This is a genomic window from Erythrobacter sp. JB3-1 (assembly GCF_057364995.1).
In genome coordinates, this window is sequence record NZ_CP200289.1 from 793,905 (window position 1) to 811,276 (window position 17,372).

The 17,372-nt window shown below is 59.2% G+C and carries 14 protein-coding genes and 1 tRNA gene; 8 read left to right on the forward strand and 7 right to left on the reverse strand.

Annotation, left to right across the window (positions count from 1 at the left end; all coding sequences use genetic code 11):
- Nucleotides 1-253: 253 nt before the first annotated feature.
- Together AC0V6M_RS03650 and AC0V6M_RS03655 are read right to left on the reverse strand one after the other, a co-directional pair.
- Nucleotides 254-1,024 (reverse strand): M48 family metallopeptidase, encoded by a 771-nt coding sequence (locus AC0V6M_RS03650; protein WP_486137508.1) that lies wholly within the window; start codon nt 1,022-1,024, stop codon nt 254-256.
- A gap of 42 nt (nt 1,025-1,066) precedes the next feature.
- Entirely contained in the window at nt 1,067-2,494 is a 1,428-nt protein-coding gene (locus tag AC0V6M_RS03655; protein ID WP_486137509.1) for an aldehyde dehydrogenase family protein, read from the reverse strand.
- 175 nt (nt 2,495-2,669) lie between these two features.
- On the opposite strand from AC0V6M_RS03655, the gene AC0V6M_RS03660 reads away from it, so the two are divergent.
- From AC0V6M_RS03660 to AC0V6M_RS03675, 4 genes are all read left to right on the forward strand, one after another.
- Nucleotides 2,670-3,374, forward strand: a complete 705-nt coding sequence (locus tag AC0V6M_RS03660; protein WP_486137510.1) for a glutathione S-transferase family protein — start codon at nt 2,670-2,672, stop codon at nt 3,372-3,374.
- A 66-nt stretch (nt 3,375-3,440) separates the two neighbouring features.
- Nucleotides 3,441-4,313 (forward strand): S-methyl-5'-thioadenosine phosphorylase, encoded by an 873-nt coding sequence (mtnP, locus tag AC0V6M_RS03665; RefSeq protein WP_486137511.1) that lies wholly within the window; start codon nt 3,441-3,443, stop codon nt 4,311-4,313.
- 112 nt (nt 4,314-4,425) lie between these two features.
- A complete protein-coding gene (gene putA / locus AC0V6M_RS03670) occupies nt 4,426-7,572 on the forward strand; it encodes a bifunctional proline dehydrogenase/L-glutamate gamma-semialdehyde dehydrogenase PutA (RefSeq protein WP_486137512.1) in 3,147 nt (1,048 codons plus the stop codon).
- Nucleotides 7,573-7,598: 26 nt separating this feature from the next.
- Nucleotides 7,599-8,126, forward strand: coding sequence for a hypothetical protein (locus AC0V6M_RS03675; RefSeq protein ID WP_486137513.1), 528 nt, complete (start codon nt 7,599-7,601; stop codon nt 8,124-8,126).
- 141 nt (nt 8,127-8,267) lie between these two features.
- Here AC0V6M_RS03675 and AC0V6M_RS03680 read toward each other — a convergent pair whose 3' ends face one another.
- Entirely contained in the window at nt 8,268-8,771 is a 504-nt protein-coding gene (locus tag AC0V6M_RS03680) for an SMI1/KNR4 family protein (protein WP_486137514.1), read from the reverse strand.
- A 264-nt stretch (nt 8,772-9,035) separates the two neighbouring features.
- Between AC0V6M_RS03680 and dcd the strand changes: the two genes are divergently transcribed.
- The gene (gene dcd / locus AC0V6M_RS03685) at nt 9,036-9,590 is read left to right on the forward strand and encodes a dCTP deaminase (protein ID WP_472644081.1); all 555 of its coding nucleotides are present in this window, start codon (nt 9,036-9,038) and stop codon (nt 9,588-9,590) included.
- A 51-nt stretch (nt 9,591-9,641) separates the two neighbouring features.
- Here the strand turns inward: dcd and AC0V6M_RS03690 are convergent, their stop codons facing one another.
- Nucleotides 9,642-10,529 carry a hypothetical protein gene (locus AC0V6M_RS03690; RefSeq protein WP_486137515.1) on the reverse strand — a complete coding sequence of 296 codons (888 nt, stop codon included), beginning with the start codon at nt 10,527-10,529 and terminating at the stop codon, nt 9,642-9,644.
- Between the two features lie 157 nt (nt 10,530-10,686).
- Between AC0V6M_RS03690 and AC0V6M_RS03695 the strand changes: the two genes are divergently transcribed.
- Entirely contained in the window at nt 10,687-11,862 is a 1,176-nt protein-coding gene (locus AC0V6M_RS03695) for a saccharopine dehydrogenase family protein (RefSeq protein ID WP_486137516.1), read from the forward strand.
- Nucleotides 11,863-11,957: 95 nt separating this feature from the next.
- Here the strand turns inward: AC0V6M_RS03695 and AC0V6M_RS03700 are convergent, their stop codons facing one another.
- Both AC0V6M_RS03700 and AC0V6M_RS03705 read right to left on the reverse strand, forming a co-directional pair.
- A complete protein-coding gene (locus AC0V6M_RS03700; protein ID WP_486137517.1) occupies nt 11,958-14,126 on the reverse strand; it encodes a TonB-dependent receptor in 2,169 nt (722 codons plus the stop codon).
- A gap of 228 nt (nt 14,127-14,354) precedes the next feature.
- Nucleotides 14,355-14,429, reverse strand: a tRNA-Gly gene (locus AC0V6M_RS03705).
- 262 nt (nt 14,430-14,691) lie between these two features.
- Here AC0V6M_RS03705 and AC0V6M_RS03710 point away from each other — a divergent pair.
- Nucleotides 14,692-15,618, forward strand: a complete 927-nt coding sequence (locus AC0V6M_RS03710; RefSeq protein ID WP_486139560.1) for a tetratricopeptide repeat protein — start codon at nt 14,692-14,694, stop codon at nt 15,616-15,618.
- Nucleotides 15,619-15,625: 7 nt separating this feature from the next.
- The gene (locus AC0V6M_RS03715) at nt 15,626-16,234 is read left to right on the forward strand and encodes an LON peptidase substrate-binding domain-containing protein (RefSeq protein ID WP_486137518.1); all 609 of its coding nucleotides are present in this window, start codon (nt 15,626-15,628) and stop codon (nt 16,232-16,234) included.
- A 47-nt stretch (nt 16,235-16,281) separates the two neighbouring features.
- On the opposite strand, the gene AC0V6M_RS03720 is transcribed toward AC0V6M_RS03715, so the two are convergent.
- Nucleotides 16,282-17,364, reverse strand: a complete 1,083-nt coding sequence (locus AC0V6M_RS03720) for a serine hydrolase domain-containing protein (protein WP_486137519.1) — start codon at nt 17,362-17,364, stop codon at nt 16,282-16,284.
- Nucleotides 17,365-17,372 lie beyond the last annotated feature (8 nt).

Here is a 17,372-nt window from a genome sequence, read left to right on the forward strand (position 1 = left end):
CTTAGGGCAGATCGCATCGCGCAAAGTGTGACTTTTGAGAGATTCGACGCAAATGCGCGCCTTTGCCGAGTGAAAACGCACAGGGACACGTGGGGAAATAGACGGTTCAAAGAGCTTCGCCATACCTACCCGCAGGCCCGCGAGTAGGAAAACCGCACGGCCTTATGAGCGCCTGCGGACATATGCACAAAAGCAAACGGCCGCCCAGTCTCCTGAGCGGCCGCTGCAAATGTCTTGAAAAGCTAAAGCGCATTTAGCTCAGCTTCTTACGCATCCGCTTCGCGCGCGACTGCGGGCTAGGGTGCGTCTTGAGCAAATCAATTCCGCCGCCAGAGCTCATCGTGCCCAGCTTTTCCATCGCCGTGATGCACGCCTCAGCGTTGTAATTGTTCGCCTTCATGAACTCGAGCGCATAGTCGTCCGAATTGCGCTCTGCCTTTTGCGAGTGCTGAGCGGTAATCACATTCCCGAACATTTTGCCGAGCTCTGAGTTTGCCAGACGGCGCACATCGCTGCTCGCCGTGCCAGCCACGCTCAGCGCCGCGTCTTGTTGCAAACTGCGCTTCATGCGCTTCTTGCCATGCTCCAGCTTCACGTGGCCGATCTCATGACCGATCACGCAGCGCAGCTCGTCATCATCGAACTTGTCCATCAGGCCCGCAAAGACACGCACAGTGCCATCACCCATGGCAAAAGCGTTCACATCCTTCACCAGATAGGCTTTGATATCGAGGTCAAGGCCATCATAGCTGTCGAGCCCTTCGGTAAGCGCAGCGAGGCGCTGGCCATAGGGATCGTCCATTGTGGCAACCGGGTTTTGGCTGTCCATCTCCTCAGACATCTGGCTGAAGAAAACGACGATTTCCTCGTCAGAATAGCTCGCTGCCTCGGCCACCTTTTTGGCGGATTTGACGACGTTGCCGACATTGAATTGTGCCTGCAAAGGCATTGCTGCGCCCAGCCCTGCAACAGCAGCTACTGCTGCCAGCATGATGCCGCGCGACTTAGAAAATTTGAGTGCCATGGTTTGCGCCCCCTCTTACTAATCACACTTCCAGCACACCGATTATGCCGGAACATTGTCTTTCTTTACAGTAATTACTTGAGGATAGGTGAATTCCTTCAGGCCTTCCTTGCCGTATTCCGCGCCAAAGCCGGATTGCTTGTGTCCGCCAAACGGGGCGAACGGCGACAGATGCATGAATTCGTTGACCCAGACAGTGCCGGTTTCCGGCTGTTCTGCGATCTCGACACCCTTTTCAGGGTCAGCCGTCCAGACCGCGCCCGCCAGGCCATATTCTGAATTGTTCGCCCGCTCGATCACTTCTTCCTCGGTCGAGAATTTCATTAGCGGCATAACCGGGCCAAACTGCTCCTCAGCCACGATCCGCGCGTCTTCCGGAGGATTGTCGAGAATGGTGATCGGCACGTAATAGCCAGAGCCCGATGGATCGGTTTCCCCGCCGACCAGGAATTTATAGCCACTGTCTTTGGCGTCCTCGATCAGCTCAACCACGCGGTCAAACTGCTTCTTATTCTGGATCGGCCCAACGCCGGTCCCCTGCTGAGCGCCGTCGCCGACCTTCACCTGGCTCGCATATTCGGCGATCGCAGCGGACAGCTCGTCGTAAATATCTTCGTGGATATATATGCGTTTGGCCGCGATGCAGACCTGTCCCGCGTTCTGGAAACTGGACCAGAACAATTGCTCTGCCACCTTCTTAGGGTCGGCATCCGGCATCACGATGGAGGCATCATTGCCGCCCAGCTCCAACGTGATCCGTTTAAGATCAGCGCTCGCGCCTTCCATGATCTTCTTGCCCGTCGCGGTTGAGCCGGTGAAAGTGATCTTGTCGATATCAGGATGCGATGTGATCATCGGGCCAAGGTCATCATTGCCGGTAATGATGTTCACGACGCCCGCTGGCACTTTGTCGGCGATCAGCTCTGCAATGCGCAGGGTGGTAAGCGGGGTGAACGGCGAGGTTTTCAGCACAATCGTGCAGCCGGAAAGCATCGCGGGCACGATTTTCTGGATCGCCATCATCACTGGGAAGTTCCACGGCACGATGCCGCCAACCACGCCGACAGGCACCCGGCGCGTGCGGCTCAGCCGGGCATCGCTGTCTTCGTTGATCTCATCTTCCAGCTCAAGCGTGGATTGCGCCGCAGAAATCGCGGCAGCGCCGTAGATCTCGCCCTTCGCTTGCTGGTGCGGCTTGCCTTGCTCGCTGGTCAGCAAGCGGAACAGCTCGTCGGCGTTTTCTTTGATCGCGCCAGAGATTGCCATGATCGCCGCGCGGCGATCCTCCAACGGGGTCTTCTTCCATGTCTTGAACGCAGCGCTTGCGGCGGCGACCGCTTGGTCGAGCTCCGCCTGGCCGCAAGCTGGCACCTGGCCGATGACTTCTTCATTGGCTGGATTGACCACGTCGAGCATGTCGGTGGTGGAAATCATCTCGCCATTGATGAGATTTTTGTACTGGGTGACCATGGAAATGCCTCTCTCGAATCTTTTTTGATTGCTCACGCCAAGCTAGGTGGACCTTTGACCAGCAAAGTTCAATTGCATTTGCAGGTCGCACGATAATGCTTGCGCTCGCCAGCGACCGCGATCAATTGCACAGCGCAACCGAAAATCTGGCCCCGGCCCGCAAGAGGAACACGATATGTCCGACGCTCCAAACGACCTTGTCATCTATGGCAGCCCCATCTCCCCATTCGTGCGCAAAGTCGCCGCCGTGTGCCTGGAAAAAGGCGCTGGCTTTGACGTTGAGCCGGTCAACGTGTTCGACCCGCCGCAATGGTTCAAAGACATCTCTCCGATGAAGCGCATTCCCGTGCTGCGCGATCGCTCAATCGCCACCGAAGGCGTTGATGGCACCATCGCAGATTCCTCTGCAATCTGCGGCTACATTGAGGCCAAGCATCCTGAGACAGCGCTGTACCCGGCAGAACCCTTTGCCTACGGACGCGCGCTGAGTTTTGAGGAATATGCCGACACCACGCTGGCGCTCGCCGGGGGGCTCGGCATCTTTCGCCCGATTTTCTTTGCGATCACCAAAGGCGAGGCGCCCGATCTGGAGACCGCGCGCGAAACCTGGGCCACCAAATTGCCGCCGGTGTTTGACTATCTTGAAGGCGCGCTGGGCGAGAATGAGTTTTTCGCAGGCGACACTCTGTCGATTGCCGATATCTCGATTGCGTGCTGCTTGATGCAAGTCTCGCTGGTAGCGGAAACACCGCTCGATAAATGGCCACGCTTTGCCGCGCATTTTGAGCGGATGCGGGTGCGCCCATCGATTGCCGGACCATTCGCTCAGGCTGATAAGGCTGTTCGCAAAGGCTTGCCGGAACGCATTGATCTGACTTAACGCTTTCTTGGCGGTTCAGCCCGCATCGGGCATGCTCTTTCGCGCAATATTCAAAGGATGACACGCATGGCCGGCCCATGGACAATCGGGATCATCGGAGGCTCTGGCCTCTACAATATCGAGGGGCTGAAAGAGCAGCAATGGATCGCGGTTGAAACCCCTTGGGGCGAGCCATCGGACGAGATTTTGTGCGGGCGGATCGGCGATGTGCGCGTGCGCTTTCTGCCGCGCCACGGCCGGGGCCATCCGATCAGCCCTAGCGAGGTCAATGCGCGGGCCAATATCGACGCGCTCAAACGCGCAGGCTGCACCGACATTCTGGCCATTTCCGCCGTTGGATCACTGCGCGAGGAGCTGCCTCCGGGCCATTTCGTGGTGGTCGACCAATTCATTGATCAGACCAAAGGCCGCCCCTCAACCTATTACGGCTCAGGCTTTGTGACCCATGTCTCCATGGCTGATCCGGTGTGCGAGCGGCTATCGCAAATGGCCACTGATGCAATCACCGAGGCAAAGGGCAAATTCACCGCCGGAGCGACCTATCTGGCGATGGAAGGTCCGCAATTCTCCACCCGCGCGGAAAGCCAGATGTACCGCGAATGGGGCGCGGATGTGATCGGGATGACCGCCATGCCAGAGGCAAAGCTCGCCCGCGAGGCGGAGCTGCCCTATGCGCTGGTCGGCATGGTCACGGACTATGATTGCTGGCGCGAAGGCGATGCGGTGGATGTGTCCCAAGTCGTCACCCAGATGCAGGCCAATGGCGATCTGGCGCGCGAGATGATTGTGCGCCTGATCAATGCGCTGCCCGATGGGCGCAAACCCTCACCGATTGACACCGCGCTGGATGATGCAGTGATCACCGCACCTGATGAGCATGATCCGGAATTGATCGCCCGCCTGGATGCGGTTGCAGCCCGGTTGATCGGGCCGCTCTAAGCTCGCGCCCAGCGGCGCTCGCATTCGCCCATGTCACAAGGGCTTGCGCGGCGATCCATCCGGGTTCAGATCACTGGATCAGTGCAATTATTCAAGGTGCGAATCGCAAGCCGTGACGAACCTTCAACCGCTCGACCGATCTGACCTGCGCCGCGCCTATCGCGCCGAAGAGAACGCGTGCATCCAAGAACGTATTGAGCAGGCCGCCCCCTCCTCGCGCATGCACGAGGCCTCGGCTGAACTGGCGACCCAATTGATCGAGGGCGCGCGCGCAAAAAAGGCGAGCGGGATCGATGCCTTCCTACAGCAATTCGGGCTCGACACCGAAGAGGGCATTGCCCTGATGTGTATGGCCGAGGCGCTGCTGCGTGTACCCGATGCCAGCACGGCTGACGCGCTGATCAAGGACAAGATTGGCGCGATCGATTGGTCGGAGCATTTGGGCGAAAGCGCCTCCACCTTCGTCAACGCGGCGACATTCTCGCTGATGCTTACCGGCGAAGTGATAGACCCACCTGAGGCGCATCAACGCGGCATGGGCTCCAGCCTGAAACGCGCGGTCAACCGGCTCGGCGAGCCAGTGGTGCGCAAGGCAACTTTGCAAGCGATGAAGATCCTGGGCGGGCAATTCGTCTTCGGCCGCGACATTGACGAGGCGCTGGAGCGGGCCAAGCCGGAACGCGCGCGTGGCCTGACGCATAGCTTCGATATGCTGGGCGAGGCGGCGATGACTTTCGCCGATGCCGCGCGCTACCGCGAGGCTTATGAGGGCGCGCTTGATCAGCTCGCTAAAGAAGCCAAGGGCGGGGTTGCCCCCTCGCCGGGCATTTCCGTCAAACTGTCAGCCCTGCATCCCAAGTACGACTTTCTGCACGCTGATCAGGCCCGCAATGATCTTGTGCCCATCGTCCGCGGCCTCGCCGAAAAGGCGCGCGATGCCGACATCCATTTCACCATAGACGCCGAAGAGGCCGAACGCCTCGAACTCTCGCTCGACATCATCGAGGCGCTGATGGCGGATGACAGCCTGTTCGTGCGCGCCGATGGATCGCGCTGGGAGGGGTTTGGCCTCGCCCTGCAAGCCTATCAAAAGCGCGGCCTGCCGCTGTGCGATTGGGCCGCTAAGCTCGCCCGCCGCCATGGCCGCAAGCTGTTCGTCCGCCTCGTCAAAGGCGCCTATTGGGACAGCGAGGTCAAGCTCGCCCAGGTCGGCGGCCTCAGCGATTATCCGGTGTTCACCCGCAAGCTCGCCACCGATGTCAGTTACCTCGCCTGCGCCGCGCGATTGTTTGAGCACGCCGATGTGATCCGCCCCGCCTTTGCGACGCACAACGCCTACACCATCGCCGCGATTAAAGGCCTTGGTCAGGGCAAATCCTATGAGTTTCAGCGCCTGCACGGGATGGGCGAGGAGGTGTATGATGCGCTCGGCGCTCTGGAGGGCAACAACCGCACGCCCGTGCGCATCTACGCGCCGGTTGGCGGGCACAAGGAATTGCTCGCCTATCTCGTGCGCCGCCTGCTCGAAAACGGCGCCAACACCAGTTTCGTGAACCGAATGGGCGATGCCGATATTCCGGCTGCTGAGCTTGCCGGAGACCCGGTTGCGCAGCCGGCAGGATGCTCACCCCTTCGCAATCCGAACATTCCCCTGCCCGCCGACATTTTTGAGGGCCGCACAAACAGCGCAGGAATCGATCTGTCAGACCCGCTGGTGCGCGGCCCGCTGGAGCTTCGCCTAACCGAGCTGGCAACACAGCAATGGAACGCCAGCCCGACCTTTGTCAGCGAAGAACCGGGCGAGATCGCGCCGATCACCATGCCGCACGATCTTGGCAGCCAGGTGGGCACGCGCCGCGACGCCACAGCGGGAGAGATCGATTACGCCATCACCACCGCGCTCGCGATCCAGCCGGGCTGGGATGCACTGGGCGGGGAAAGCCGGGCTGCGCTGCTCGATGAAGCGGCCAATCTGTTTGAGGCGCATTCGGCGGAGTTCCTCTCCCTATGCCAGCGTGAGGCGGGCAAGACCTTGCCCGATGCGGTGCTGGAGCTGCGCGAAGCGGTCGATTTTCTGCGCTATTATGCGTACGAGGCGCGCCGCCAATTTGCGCAGCCGACCGTTCTGCCCGGCCCCACAGGGGAGGAGAACCTGCTCTCGTTGCATGGGCGCGGCGTGTTTGCCACGATCAGCCCATGGAACTTCCCGCTCGCCATCTTCATCGGCATGGCATCCGCCGCGCTGGCCGCTGGCAACAGCGTGATCGCCAAGCCTGCTGAGCAAACCCCGCTGATCGCGGCGTTGGCGGTGAAATTGTGCCACGAAGCGGGCATCCCGGCAGAGGCGCTGCAATTGCTGCCCGGTGCGGGCGATGTCGGGCAAATGATCACGTCCGATCCGCGTATTGCCGGGGTGGCCTTCACTGGCTCCACAGAGACCGCGCGCGCTATCAACCTGGCGCTGGCAGGCCGCGATGGCCCGATTGCCACCTTGATCGCGGAAACCGGCGGGCAAAACGCGATGATCGTCGATTCCTCCGCCCTGCCAGAGCAGGTCGTGCGCGATGTGCTGGCCAGCGCATTTCAAAGCGCGGGGCAGCGGTGCTCGGCGCTGCGCGTGCTCTATTTGCAAGAGGACGTTGCCGACGAAATGCTGGCCATGATCCGCGGCGGGTTCGATGCGCTGAGCATTGGCAACCCGCACCTGCTCTCCACCGACGTAGGCCCAGTGATTGATCCCGATGCGCAGGCTGCGCTGGAACGCCATGTGGCCCGGCGAGAGCAGCTGGGCGGCACCGTCTGGCGCAGCGAGCTGCCCAGCGGCACAGAGCATGGCTGCTTCGTCGCGCCGACGATTATCGAGATCGATTCCATACTCGATCTGAAGCGGGAGAATTTCGGCCCCGTCCTGCATGTCGCGCGGTTCGCGGCAAGCGGACTCGACCAAGTTGTTGCCGACATCAACGCCACGGGATTTGGCCTGACATTGGGCCTCCACAGCCGGATTGAGAACACCCGTAAGCGCGTGCAAGCCGCCGCGCGGGTCGGCAATTTCTACGTCAATCGCAATCAAATCGGCGCGGTGGTGGAAAGCCAGCCGTTCGGCGGTGAAGGCCTGTCAGGCACCGGGCCGAAGGCCGGCGGCCCGCACTACCTCGCGCGCTTCGCCACCGAACGCGTCAGTTGCACAGACACAACGGCGGCAGGCGGCAATGCCAGCCTTTTGGGGCAGCCCGCCGCGCCAACCCTTGCGAACTAAGCAGGCTTCGATTTATCACGCCGCCTATGAAACGGATCGCAACCCTCATCGTCACTCTGCTCGCGCTCGTCTGGAGCGGGCCCGCCTTTGCGGCGGTGACCATGCATTTTCACAGCTTCAACGGATCGGTGCTGTTTGGGCGCTATCCCCACACCTTCATCGTGCTGGAGGGGACGCTGGGATCAGGCAAGGTGGTGAACGAGAATTATGGCTTCACCGCCAAGAAGGTCTCGCCTGCGATTTTGCAAGGGCCGGTGGTGCACGACATCAGCGTTGAGAAGCCGAAATACCTCAAGAAAACCAACCGCCATTTCAGCGTGCGATTGACCGATGCGCAATATGAGCGGGTGAAGGCCGAGGTGAGCAAATGGCGCAATGCGCCGGGCAAATATTACGACCTCGACACCCGCAATTGCATCCATTTCGTTGGCGCAATGGCGCAGATCGCGGGGCTAAAGGTGAACTACCCCGACAATATGCTGAGGCGGCCGAAGAAATGGCTGAACCATGTGACCGGGCTTAACCCGGCGCTGCGGGCGAAGGCGGTTAAGTAGGGAGCCGCGAAACAACCCATGTCGATCAGCTTAGAGCAGTAATCGAGGCCTCCAAAAGATGAACATCGGGGCGATTAGGAGCGCTGAGCGCAGAGTTTAACGGGAAATCGAACCCAGGCCTATTCCGATAGATAGAAAATCCTAAAGGGCGTCCTCTCTGGTAAGGCCATTCATGAATTCATTAAAACTGTTGGCGATCCAGCCGAGGCCCCGTGTGTTATCACCTTCCCCCCAAGGGTCTCCCGCACGCTCCCAAGCGTAGACCTTCCCGTAATCGTCACTATTGGGATCGACATTCATGAGAAAGTTTTCCAGCTCGCCCGTGCCGAAGGACACATAGTTTGGCGGCACGTTTGCTTCATCATGGTAAATGCTATCATACAGCGATTGCGTTTCCAGGATAACCGACTCAAACTTGCTAAGGTACTCAAGGACTATCGGTTCAGGTTCATCAGAGTAGTGCGCAAAGCAAAAGTTGTCGTCTTCCAAGCACGTGAGATCGCTGCCCTGACTGAGATAGGATTTATAATCATCAGGCAGAATAACATCGCCGACTTTGCTACCAAATGAAACAGAGCCATCGATATTGAAATTGAGGGGCACGGGCGGCTCTTTGCGCCAAGTCTCTCTCCATGTAAGTTCCATGTCGTACTCCGCAGGCCGCCTGTCTTAACCACATACCTAACTGTGCTTGACGCCTGTTCAACCTTTTTGAGCAGCAAGTCACAGCTTCAGGCGCTAACAAGCGAGGCATATCCGAATTGACGAAGAGCTGCAGCGACGGCCTGTAATGCAAGAGATCCTCTGGACAATTGAGTGACACATTCGCCTTTCAGCGTCCGTGTCATTCCCACACCTAAAACCCTGGCCGCGCTTGCCCCCGCGCGCTCGTTCGGGAATTAATCCTGCATGGCGATTCTTTCAGACAAGTGGATTAGGTCCAAGGCGCAAGATGAGGGCATGATTGAGCCCTTTGTTGAGGCTCAGCGGCGCGAGGGCGTCATCTCTTATGGCCTCTCATCCTATGGCTATGACGCGCGGGTCGCGGATGAGTTCAAAATCTTCACCAATGTAAACTCAGCCACCGTTGATCCCAAGAGCTTTGACGCGGGCAGCTTGGTCGACCGCAAGACCGACGTCTGCATCATCCCGCCAAACTCTTTCGCGCTCGCTCGCACAGTCGAATATTTCCGCGTGCCCGAAGACGTGCTGGTGATCTGCCTCGGCAAAAGCACCTATGCGCGCTGCGGGATCATCGTGAACGTCACCCCGCTGGAGCCGGGCTGGGAGGGGCATGTGACGCTGGAATTTTCCAACACCACGCCGTTGCCCGCCAAAATCTACGCCAATGAAGGTGCGTGCCAGTTCCTGTTCCTGAAGGGCAATGAGCGCTGCGAGACGAGCTACAAAGACCGCGCCGGCAAATATATGGGCCAACGCGGCGTGACCTTACCGAGGTTGTAGAGTCAGCAAAGTTCAAAGCTTCGGTTTCAGAGCAAGGCCATCAACCTGATCTTAGGTCTGAAGTATCGAATGCCAGTCCGATCCATCGAACAGTGCGATGTCTGAGGAGCCAATCGACCAAAGCCCGCTTGGCCCAGTGAAGACCGACATGCAGGTTCGCATATCGGCTGAAAGAGATTTGAACGGGGTTATCTTGCCATCTTTGAACCGCAAGATGCCTTGCGCTGTGCCAAAATAGACAGCACCTTCGAAAGCAGTAGCGGACCAGATGTCGATGTTGAAACCGTCATTATCGACCAGTTCCCAATCACTCCCTCGCCCTTTCCAGATGGTGCCGAGCTGACCGGCGATAAACACCTCATCATCTGTGACCGTCCCGGCGGAGAGCATTCGATCTGAGGGTGACTTCGCCTGGTGCCAGGCCCCGCCAACATTGCTCCAAATCGATCCTGACCAACCAAACGCGTAAAGCTCTTCCGAGCTAAAGCCGGTTACGCCATCAAAGCTCTTTATCCGTTCAGCTTCCGAAGTCGCTTCTTGGACGATTTGTGACCAGTGTGAGCCGCCAAACTCAAAGAGGTGGTTGTCTGTGGCTCCTGCATAGAGTCGCTCACCAATCGCTTCGAGACACCGGAATGTAGGAGACCAATCACCGTCCTCTTCAAGCACGTTTATCTTGCCATGCCCCGATCGCGCAAATTGGACAAAATCCGAATGAGGAGAGAGGATCGCAATGCCATCTTTGGCAAGATTGGGCGCAATCCCGGTCGTCACCCATCTGGTGTGCGCAGCGTGCCGCCATTCGCCATCTGGCGTACGATCACAGATGATGGTGTGCGGCGTTTCCCGGATATCAAACTCGCCGTTTTGCGCGGCAACCATAAGCGTTCCGTCTTCGAGTTCGACCCCCGATAGAAAGACCATGTTGTCCATTGTCATGCCGCGTAATCACTCCTTGTTTTGACACAGGCTTAGAAGAACCATTGTCTATCACCAACAAGGGTTTCGCATAGCGGCATCTTGGAACCGGAGCTGCCGTAGCGGCTTTGACTCTCAGACATGCGAAGCGCATTGAACGGGTCAAAGGAGACAAAACATGGCTAAGACCGAATTCAATATCATCATCTATGGCGCCACCGGGTTTACCGGGCGGCTCGTTGCTGAGCACCTGAGCAATCACTATGGCAGCCGCGATGATGGGCCCGGCTGGGCGATGGCCGGCCGCAGCCTGGAAAAGCTGGAGGCGGTGCGCGACGAAATTGGCGCGCCGGCCAGCACGCCTTTGGTGGTGGCTGATGCCGATGACATGGCCAGCCTAGAGGCAATGTGCGCGCGCACCAAAGTCGTGCTGACCACGGTTGGGCCGTACCAGCTTTACGGTGACAATTTGGTCGAGGCCTGCGTCAAAACCGGCACGGATTACACCGACCTGTGCGGCGAGCCGACTTGGATGCGGGAGAAGATCGACCAGTTCGGCGATGCGGCCAAGGCCAGCGGCGCGCGGATCTGTTTCTCCAGCGGGTTCGATTCTATTCCCTTCGACCTCGGCGTGTTGATGGCTCAGAAAGAAGCGATGAAGCGCTTTGGCAAGCCCGCACCGAAAATCCGCGGACGCGTGCGCGCGATGGCGGGCGGCGCATCAGGCGGCACGGTTGCCAGCATGACTGAAACGATGAAGGCGGTGGCCAAGAACCCCAAGCTGATCAACGTACTGCGCAGCTCCTTCGGCCTGACCCCAGGCTTTGAGGGGCCAAGCCAGCCCTCCGGCATGGTTCCAACCTATGAGAAAGACCTCGACAAATGGGCCGCCCCGTTTGTGATGGCGGCGATCAACACCAAGAATGTGCACCGCACGAACTTCCTGCTCGGCCACCCTTACGGCGAAGACTTCGTCTATGATGAAATGGTGCTGACCAGCCCGGGTGATGCGGGCAAGAAGATGGCCAATGCGGCGGCTGAAATGATGAAGAACCCGTTCGGCGCAAAACCGCCCAAGCCAGGTGAAGGCCCCAGCAAGGAAGAGCGAGAGAACGGATTTTACGACGTGCTGTTTGTGGCCGATATGCCCGATGGCGAAAGCCTGCATTACGGCGTCAAAGGCAAATATGATCCGGGCTATGGCTCAACCAGCCGGATGATCGCAGAAACCGCGATTGGCCTGCTTAGCTGCAAGGCGGAAGGCGGCATTGGCACGCCGGGTTCGTTCATGGGCGAGGATCTGGTCAAGCGGCTCGAGGAGCATGCCGACCTGACGTTTGCTCTGGAGAATTGATCCCCAGCCAAAGCCAAACATAAGCACGCAAAAAGGGCAGGCCTGGCATTCGCCGGACCTGCCCTTTTTATTGCGTTCCCGCTTAAGCGGCGGAGTTAGAAGCTGAAGCGAACGTTCGCTTTCAGATTGCGTCCGGCGAGCGGCACGAAATCCTTCGTGAAGCTTGCATGGCGGCGGCCAACGACATCAAACAGGTTGTCGACGCCGACCACCAGGGTCACGTTCTCACGGCTAGGCAGAGGGCGCCAAGCCACGGACAGGTTCACAAACGCAAACGCATCGGTTTCTGTTTCAAAGGCGTCGACATCGTCTTGCTCGCCAAACCATTGCACTTCCGCACGCGCGTCAAATGCATCGGTTTGCAGCTCTAGCGCGCCAAGCAATTCAATCGGCGGAATGCGTGGGACAGCGGTGCCATCGTCAAGCTCTGCCTGAACGTAGGAACCGCGCAGGTCCGCCAGCAATTCCATTCCGCCGTTTTTGAACAGCGGGAATTGAACCTCGCCCTCGATGCCGAAATAGTTCGCATCATCCTGAAGGAAGACGAACACGGGCAGCTCGTCCTCTTCTTCACCCGTACCGGACAGGAAGATGTAGTCGTCGAACCATTGGTTGTAGACCGCAAGGCTGAATGTCGCCGGGCCCACTTGGCCGCGCGCAAAGGCTTCAACGCCCCATGCGCTTTCAGTCGCAAGCGTGGTGTCGCCGATTTCAAATTGCTGGGTCGCAATGTGCGGGCCATTGGCGAACAATTCTTCTGCCGCAGGAGCGCGTTCGACGCGCGAGACGTTCACACCTGCGCGGAAGGCATCGTCAGCCTCGTAGACCAGACCCAGTGCACCTGAGAAATTGGTGAAATCACGCGAGACGCCCAGCTCCTGCGAGGAGACATCGGTGAATTCGACGCGGCCAGCGGCCTCAACTTGGATCGGACCAGGGCCAAATTCCTGCAGCGCAAACAGAGCGAGCTGATCGGTAACGTTAGGGGCGACAAAGGCCTCTTCACCAATCGCCTGGAAATCACGGTACGTGTATTGCAGGCCAATCGAGCCGCGCGACGGCCCGGTTTCGCTTTGCAAGAGTTCGACCCGTGCCTCAAGGCTTTCAGAATCGAATACGGTGCCGATTTCGTCGCCTTCAAATTCGGTGTGGGTGTAATCGGAATAGCCAAAGCGGATTTTCAGCCGCTCGAAGAAGCCATCGCCAAGGTCGAGATCAGCCAGGAAGTCTGCGCGGAATTGCTCAAGGCCAATGGTGACGATTTCCTCACCCTCTTCCTCGCCTTCTTCTTCTTCACCTTCTTCGCCGTGGGCGTGCTCGGTGCCAGGGCGGCCGGGGACGCCGTAATCGGTGTCGTAAAAGCCGATCGAGGCGCCAAAGACGTTGTTGCCGGAAATGAAGCTGAGGCCGGCATTGGCCGTCCAGGTTTCGGTTGCGGAGTTCGGGATGACGCCGCGCGCTTCGGCTGCTTCGCGCAGTTCTGCGGCCTCTTCAACTTCGCCCTCGGCCTCTTCTTCGTCGGCCAGTTCGAGGATTTGAGCGCGCAGTTCCGGCGCGATTTGGAAACCGCCGATCTCTAGATCATTGGTGTTGCGATAGCTGCCATCGACGTGGAACACGAAGCTGTTGCCGAGCGGAAGATCGAGCGACGCGCCGAGATTGCGCAGGTCGCTAGCCGTGTCCGCCGCCACAATCGCATCGAAATGCAGCGCTTCGTCTGGCATCCGGCGCGGGATACGCTTGTCGATGACATTGACGGCGCCGCCGATTGCCTGACTGCCGAACAACAGCACAGCCGGGCCGCGCAGAACTTCGATCCGCTCGGTTGTCAGCGGTTCAATCGTGGTCGCATGGTCAGCCGAGGTGTTGGAGACGTCGGCCGTACCGAGGCCATCAACCAATACGCGCACGCGCTCCCCTTGGAAGCCGCGCAGGACAGGGCGTGATGCGCCGGGAGAGAAGCTGGTGGCGGATACGCCGGGCAATTTGGCGAGAACTTCGCCGATCTGTCCGTTGAGGTTTTTCTGTATGTCCTCAATTTCGAGCACCGACGTGCCAGCAAGCACGTCCAATTGCGCCAGACCAGCGGCGCTGACGATAATATTGCCTTCCGCATCGACCTGGCGATTGTGCAGATCATCAGCGAGGCGTTCTTCGGCCTGATCGCTGTCTGGCTCCGCCTGTGCCTGTGCGGCGGCGGGGATTGTAATCAGCCCAAGCGAAAGAGCAGTGGCAAGCGCCAAATGAGAGGTTGTCGGTTTCATGATCGTCCCTGATCGAGAGTAGTTGAATGTGATAACGTATCACGCCACTAGCAGAGGCGCTCACGCTTGCAAGTATCTTCTCTTGTGGTTCGACGAATCGCTGTGAATGACCGATGAGCGGCACTGTGACCTGCACTTCGCCCAGCACAAGGCGAGCACACAAGCGAATACGCCATGCCGATCACACGTGCCTCCCTCGAGGGGGATACATTCGCAAATTGAAAGAAATGGAGCGGGCGAGGCGATTCGAACGCCCGACCCCAACCTTGGCAAGGTTGTGCTCTACCCCTGAGCTACGCCCGCTCACTGACGCTCTGCGTGGATGCGATAGATTCGCTATTCCTCGCCGGGGAGGTGGGCAGCTAGCAGCGAGCACGCAGGCCTGCAAGCCTAAAAGTCATTTGCCGCAAAAAGTCTCATGTTTTGGCAACTGATCGATTGCCAAACGTGCTCGCGCCAGCAAAACTCAGACCTTCACATTCACCGCCCCGCGCCCCACATTGCGTGATGTCACAGCAATTGCGCGCAAACGCGCGGCACAAACAGGAGCAAACCCTTGGCCAGCATGGGTCTCAATCTCGAAGAGCAAAAAGCGGTTGATCGGTTCCGCACCGAAGTGGTCGAGCCATCACAGACGAAACTGGTGATCCTCGACTTTTGGGCGGAATGGTGCGGGCCGTGCAAGGCGCTGGCCCCGATGCTGGAAAAGGTCGCCGCTGAATACGCCGACAAGGGCGTGGTGCTGGCAAAGCTCAACGTCGATGAAGAGAAATTCATCGCCGGACAGTTTCAGGTCAAATCCATCCCGACCGTCTATGCAATGTTCCAGGGGCAGCCAGTGGCTGACCTGACCAGCGCGCGCAGCGAATCGCAGCTCAAGGCCGCGCTTGATCAACTGCTCTCGCAATTGCCGATCCAGGCAGGCGCGGCCGATGGCGAGCCGCAAGGCCCCTCGCCAGAAGAGATCGAGCAAGCCATCGGCATGGCCGAGCAATCGCTAATGGAAGGCGATGCTGACCGCGCAGCCGGCATGTTTGCTCAGATCACGGAATTTGCCCCCAACCATGGGATTGCGCATTCCGGCCTGGTCCGGGCGCTGATCCAATTGGGCAAGACCGAGGAAGCGGCCCAAGTTCTGGCCGCGATCGAAGAAAACGAGAACCTTGCCAAGGACCCAGCCATTGCCGCGGCGAGAAGCGCGCTAGAGCTTGCTGGCACCCAAGTAGACGACAGCGAGCTGGCCGGATTGCAAAGCGCCGCCAAGGCAGCTCCAGAGGATATGGATGCGCAGCTCGCCTATGCCGAGGCTGCCTTTGCTGGCGGAGAGCGCGACGCAGCGGCGGACACGCTGCTCGCTATGGTCACCGCAGACCGCGAATGGAACGACGGCGCGGCGAAAGCGAAACTGCTGCAAATCTTTGAAGCCATTGGCCTCGAAGACGAGTGGGTCGTGACCACGCGCCGCCGCCTGTCAAAGATCCTGTTTGGCTAAGCTCAGAATGACCCGCCTCTCCATCTTCCCTTTGCCCGGCGCGATCCTCTTTCCGGGATTGCAGTTGCCGCTGCACATCTTTGAGCCGCGCTATCGCTCGCTCGTGGGAGATGCCTTGGTGCGGGACCGCAAGATCGCTCTCATCCAGCCGCAGCGCTCGATCGACGGCGCGCCGCTTTATACGATCGGCTGTGTCGGGCGCATTGGCGAAGTCGAGGCGATGGAAGATGGCCGATACAACCTCATCCTTGAGGGGGAGGCACGATTTAAGCTGATCCGCGAGTTGGATGTCGCCACCGCCTTTCGCCAGGTCGAGGGCGAGTTGATCGAAGACGATGAGAACGACGTGCTGAGCGCGATTGAGCGCGCAGGCTTTGAACAAGAGGCCCGCCGCTTCGCGAGCGCGCAGGGCTACAGCGTAGATTGGGATTCGGTCGAACGGCTCGATGATTTCTCGCTCATCAACGGCGTCTCGCAAATCGCGCCGTTTGATCCTGCGTCGAAGCAAGCGTTGCTGGAGGCGGAGAATATCCACGCGCGCTGCGAATTGCTGATCCAGCCGATGCAATTCTTTGGCCGCGGCGATGGCGGCGAAGAGATTATGACGCTGCAATAGCGCGGGCTCTGACCTGGCATTGCGGCGCGCACCGCGCCGACTAGCAGCTATTTCTCCTCCGGAACCGGCAGGCTCTTTAGCAAAGCCGTCAGCGCCACAAACGCCCGGCGCTCGGCATTGCTCTTGTTGTAATTCTCGGTCTGCACAACCAGCACGGCGTCCATGTTCGGCACGACCGCGACGATATTGCCGCCATTGCCCTTCATCATCCACGCCGCTTCAAACCCCCGCGAAGAACGCAGCGGCATGGCCCACCACAACTGGCTATAATAGACATGTTCGCCCAGTTGATGGCGCGGGGTCAGCATGGATTTGATCCATTCGCGCGGGACAATCCGCTCGCCTTCCCAAACACCCATGTTCAGCACCATTCGGCCAATCTTGAGCAAGGCCGTATCGCTGATCGTCGGCTGGCCGCCGGATTGCACCTCGCCGCTGCTCGAGCGGCGCCAACCTGCTCCATCTATACCCAGCGGATCAAACAGCCGCCGCTGAACATACAGATCAAACCGCTCGCCCACGGCTTTCTCAACCACCTGGCCCAGCAGGAACACGCCCGCCGTGCAGTAGGAAAATGGCCCGTCGCCGTCCACATCACGAGTGTATTCGCGAGCGGGCAGGCCAAGCGCAAAATCGCGCCAGATGCGCGTGCGATACATCTTTTCTTCTTGACCGGGCGAACGGCGCTCCCAATCGTTGCAATCGAGCGCAGATGACATCGACAACAGGTCGCCAATGGTTATCGCGCTGTGCGGCCCTTCGCGAGGCGATCCGAGAAAGGGCCAGACTTTCATATCGACCCCGGCGAGCTTTCCATCCGCAATCGCCGCGCCCACGGCGAGCGCCGTTATCGATTTGCCTGCCGATTTGATATCGACCCGGTCGCCCAGTTCGCCTTTGCCAAAGCGCTTGCGGTAGACGGTTTGGCCGTACTGCTCGGCAGACAGCACCCGAATTTTTCCCAATTCGCCCGCTTCGATCTCGGCCTCAACCTCTTCCAAGGTCATGTCGGGCAAGGGTTCGCTGCGGGATTGGGCGGCGGCGGGTGAAGGTATCGAGCACGCCAAAGCCAGCGCAATTGGCGAAACGCGAGCGAGCCCCGCCCGCAAAGACTTTTTTAAATGAATCACGCGTCCTC

Bases quoted from the DNA above. Each gene is read 5' to 3' on its own strand.
- AC0V6M_RS03655 (WP_486137509.1), bottom strand. From the start codon at position 2,494: ATGGTCACCCAGTACAAAAATCTCATCAATGGCGAGATGATTTCCACC.
- dcd (WP_472644081.1), top strand. From the start codon at position 9,036: ATGGCGATTCTTTCAGACAAGTGGATTAGGTCCAAGGCGCAAGATGAG.
- AC0V6M_RS03695 (WP_486137516.1), top strand. From the start codon at position 10,687: ATGGCTAAGACCGAATTCAATATCATCATCTATGGCGCCACCGGGTTT.
- AC0V6M_RS03690 (WP_486137515.1), bottom strand. From the start codon at position 10,529: ATGACAATGGACAACATGGTCTTTCTATCGGGGGTCGAACTCGAAGAC.
- AC0V6M_RS03680 (WP_486137514.1), bottom strand. From the start codon at position 8,771: ATGGAACTTACATGGAGAGAGACTTGGCGCAAAGAGCCGCCCGTGCCC.
- AC0V6M_RS03710 (WP_486139560.1), top strand. From the start codon at position 14,692: ATGGGTCTCAATCTCGAAGAGCAAAAAGCGGTTGATCGGTTCCGCACC.
- AC0V6M_RS03715 (WP_486137518.1), top strand. From the start codon at position 15,626: ATGACCCGCCTCTCCATCTTCCCTTTGCCCGGCGCGATCCTCTTTCCG.
- AC0V6M_RS03675 (WP_486137513.1), top strand. From the start codon at position 7,599: ATGAAACGGATCGCAACCCTCATCGTCACTCTGCTCGCGCTCGTCTGG.
- AC0V6M_RS03660 (WP_486137510.1), top strand. From the start codon at position 2,670: ATGTCCGACGCTCCAAACGACCTTGTCATCTATGGCAGCCCCATCTCC.
- AC0V6M_RS03650 (WP_486137508.1), bottom strand. From the start codon at position 1,024: ATGGCACTCAAATTTTCTAAGTCGCGCGGCATCATGCTGGCAGCAGTA.
- mtnP (WP_486137511.1), top strand. From the start codon at position 3,441: ATGGCCGGCCCATGGACAATCGGGATCATCGGAGGCTCTGGCCTCTAC.
- AC0V6M_RS03700 (WP_486137517.1), bottom strand. From the start codon at position 14,126: ATGAAACCGACAACCTCTCATTTGGCGCTTGCCACTGCTCTTTCGCTT.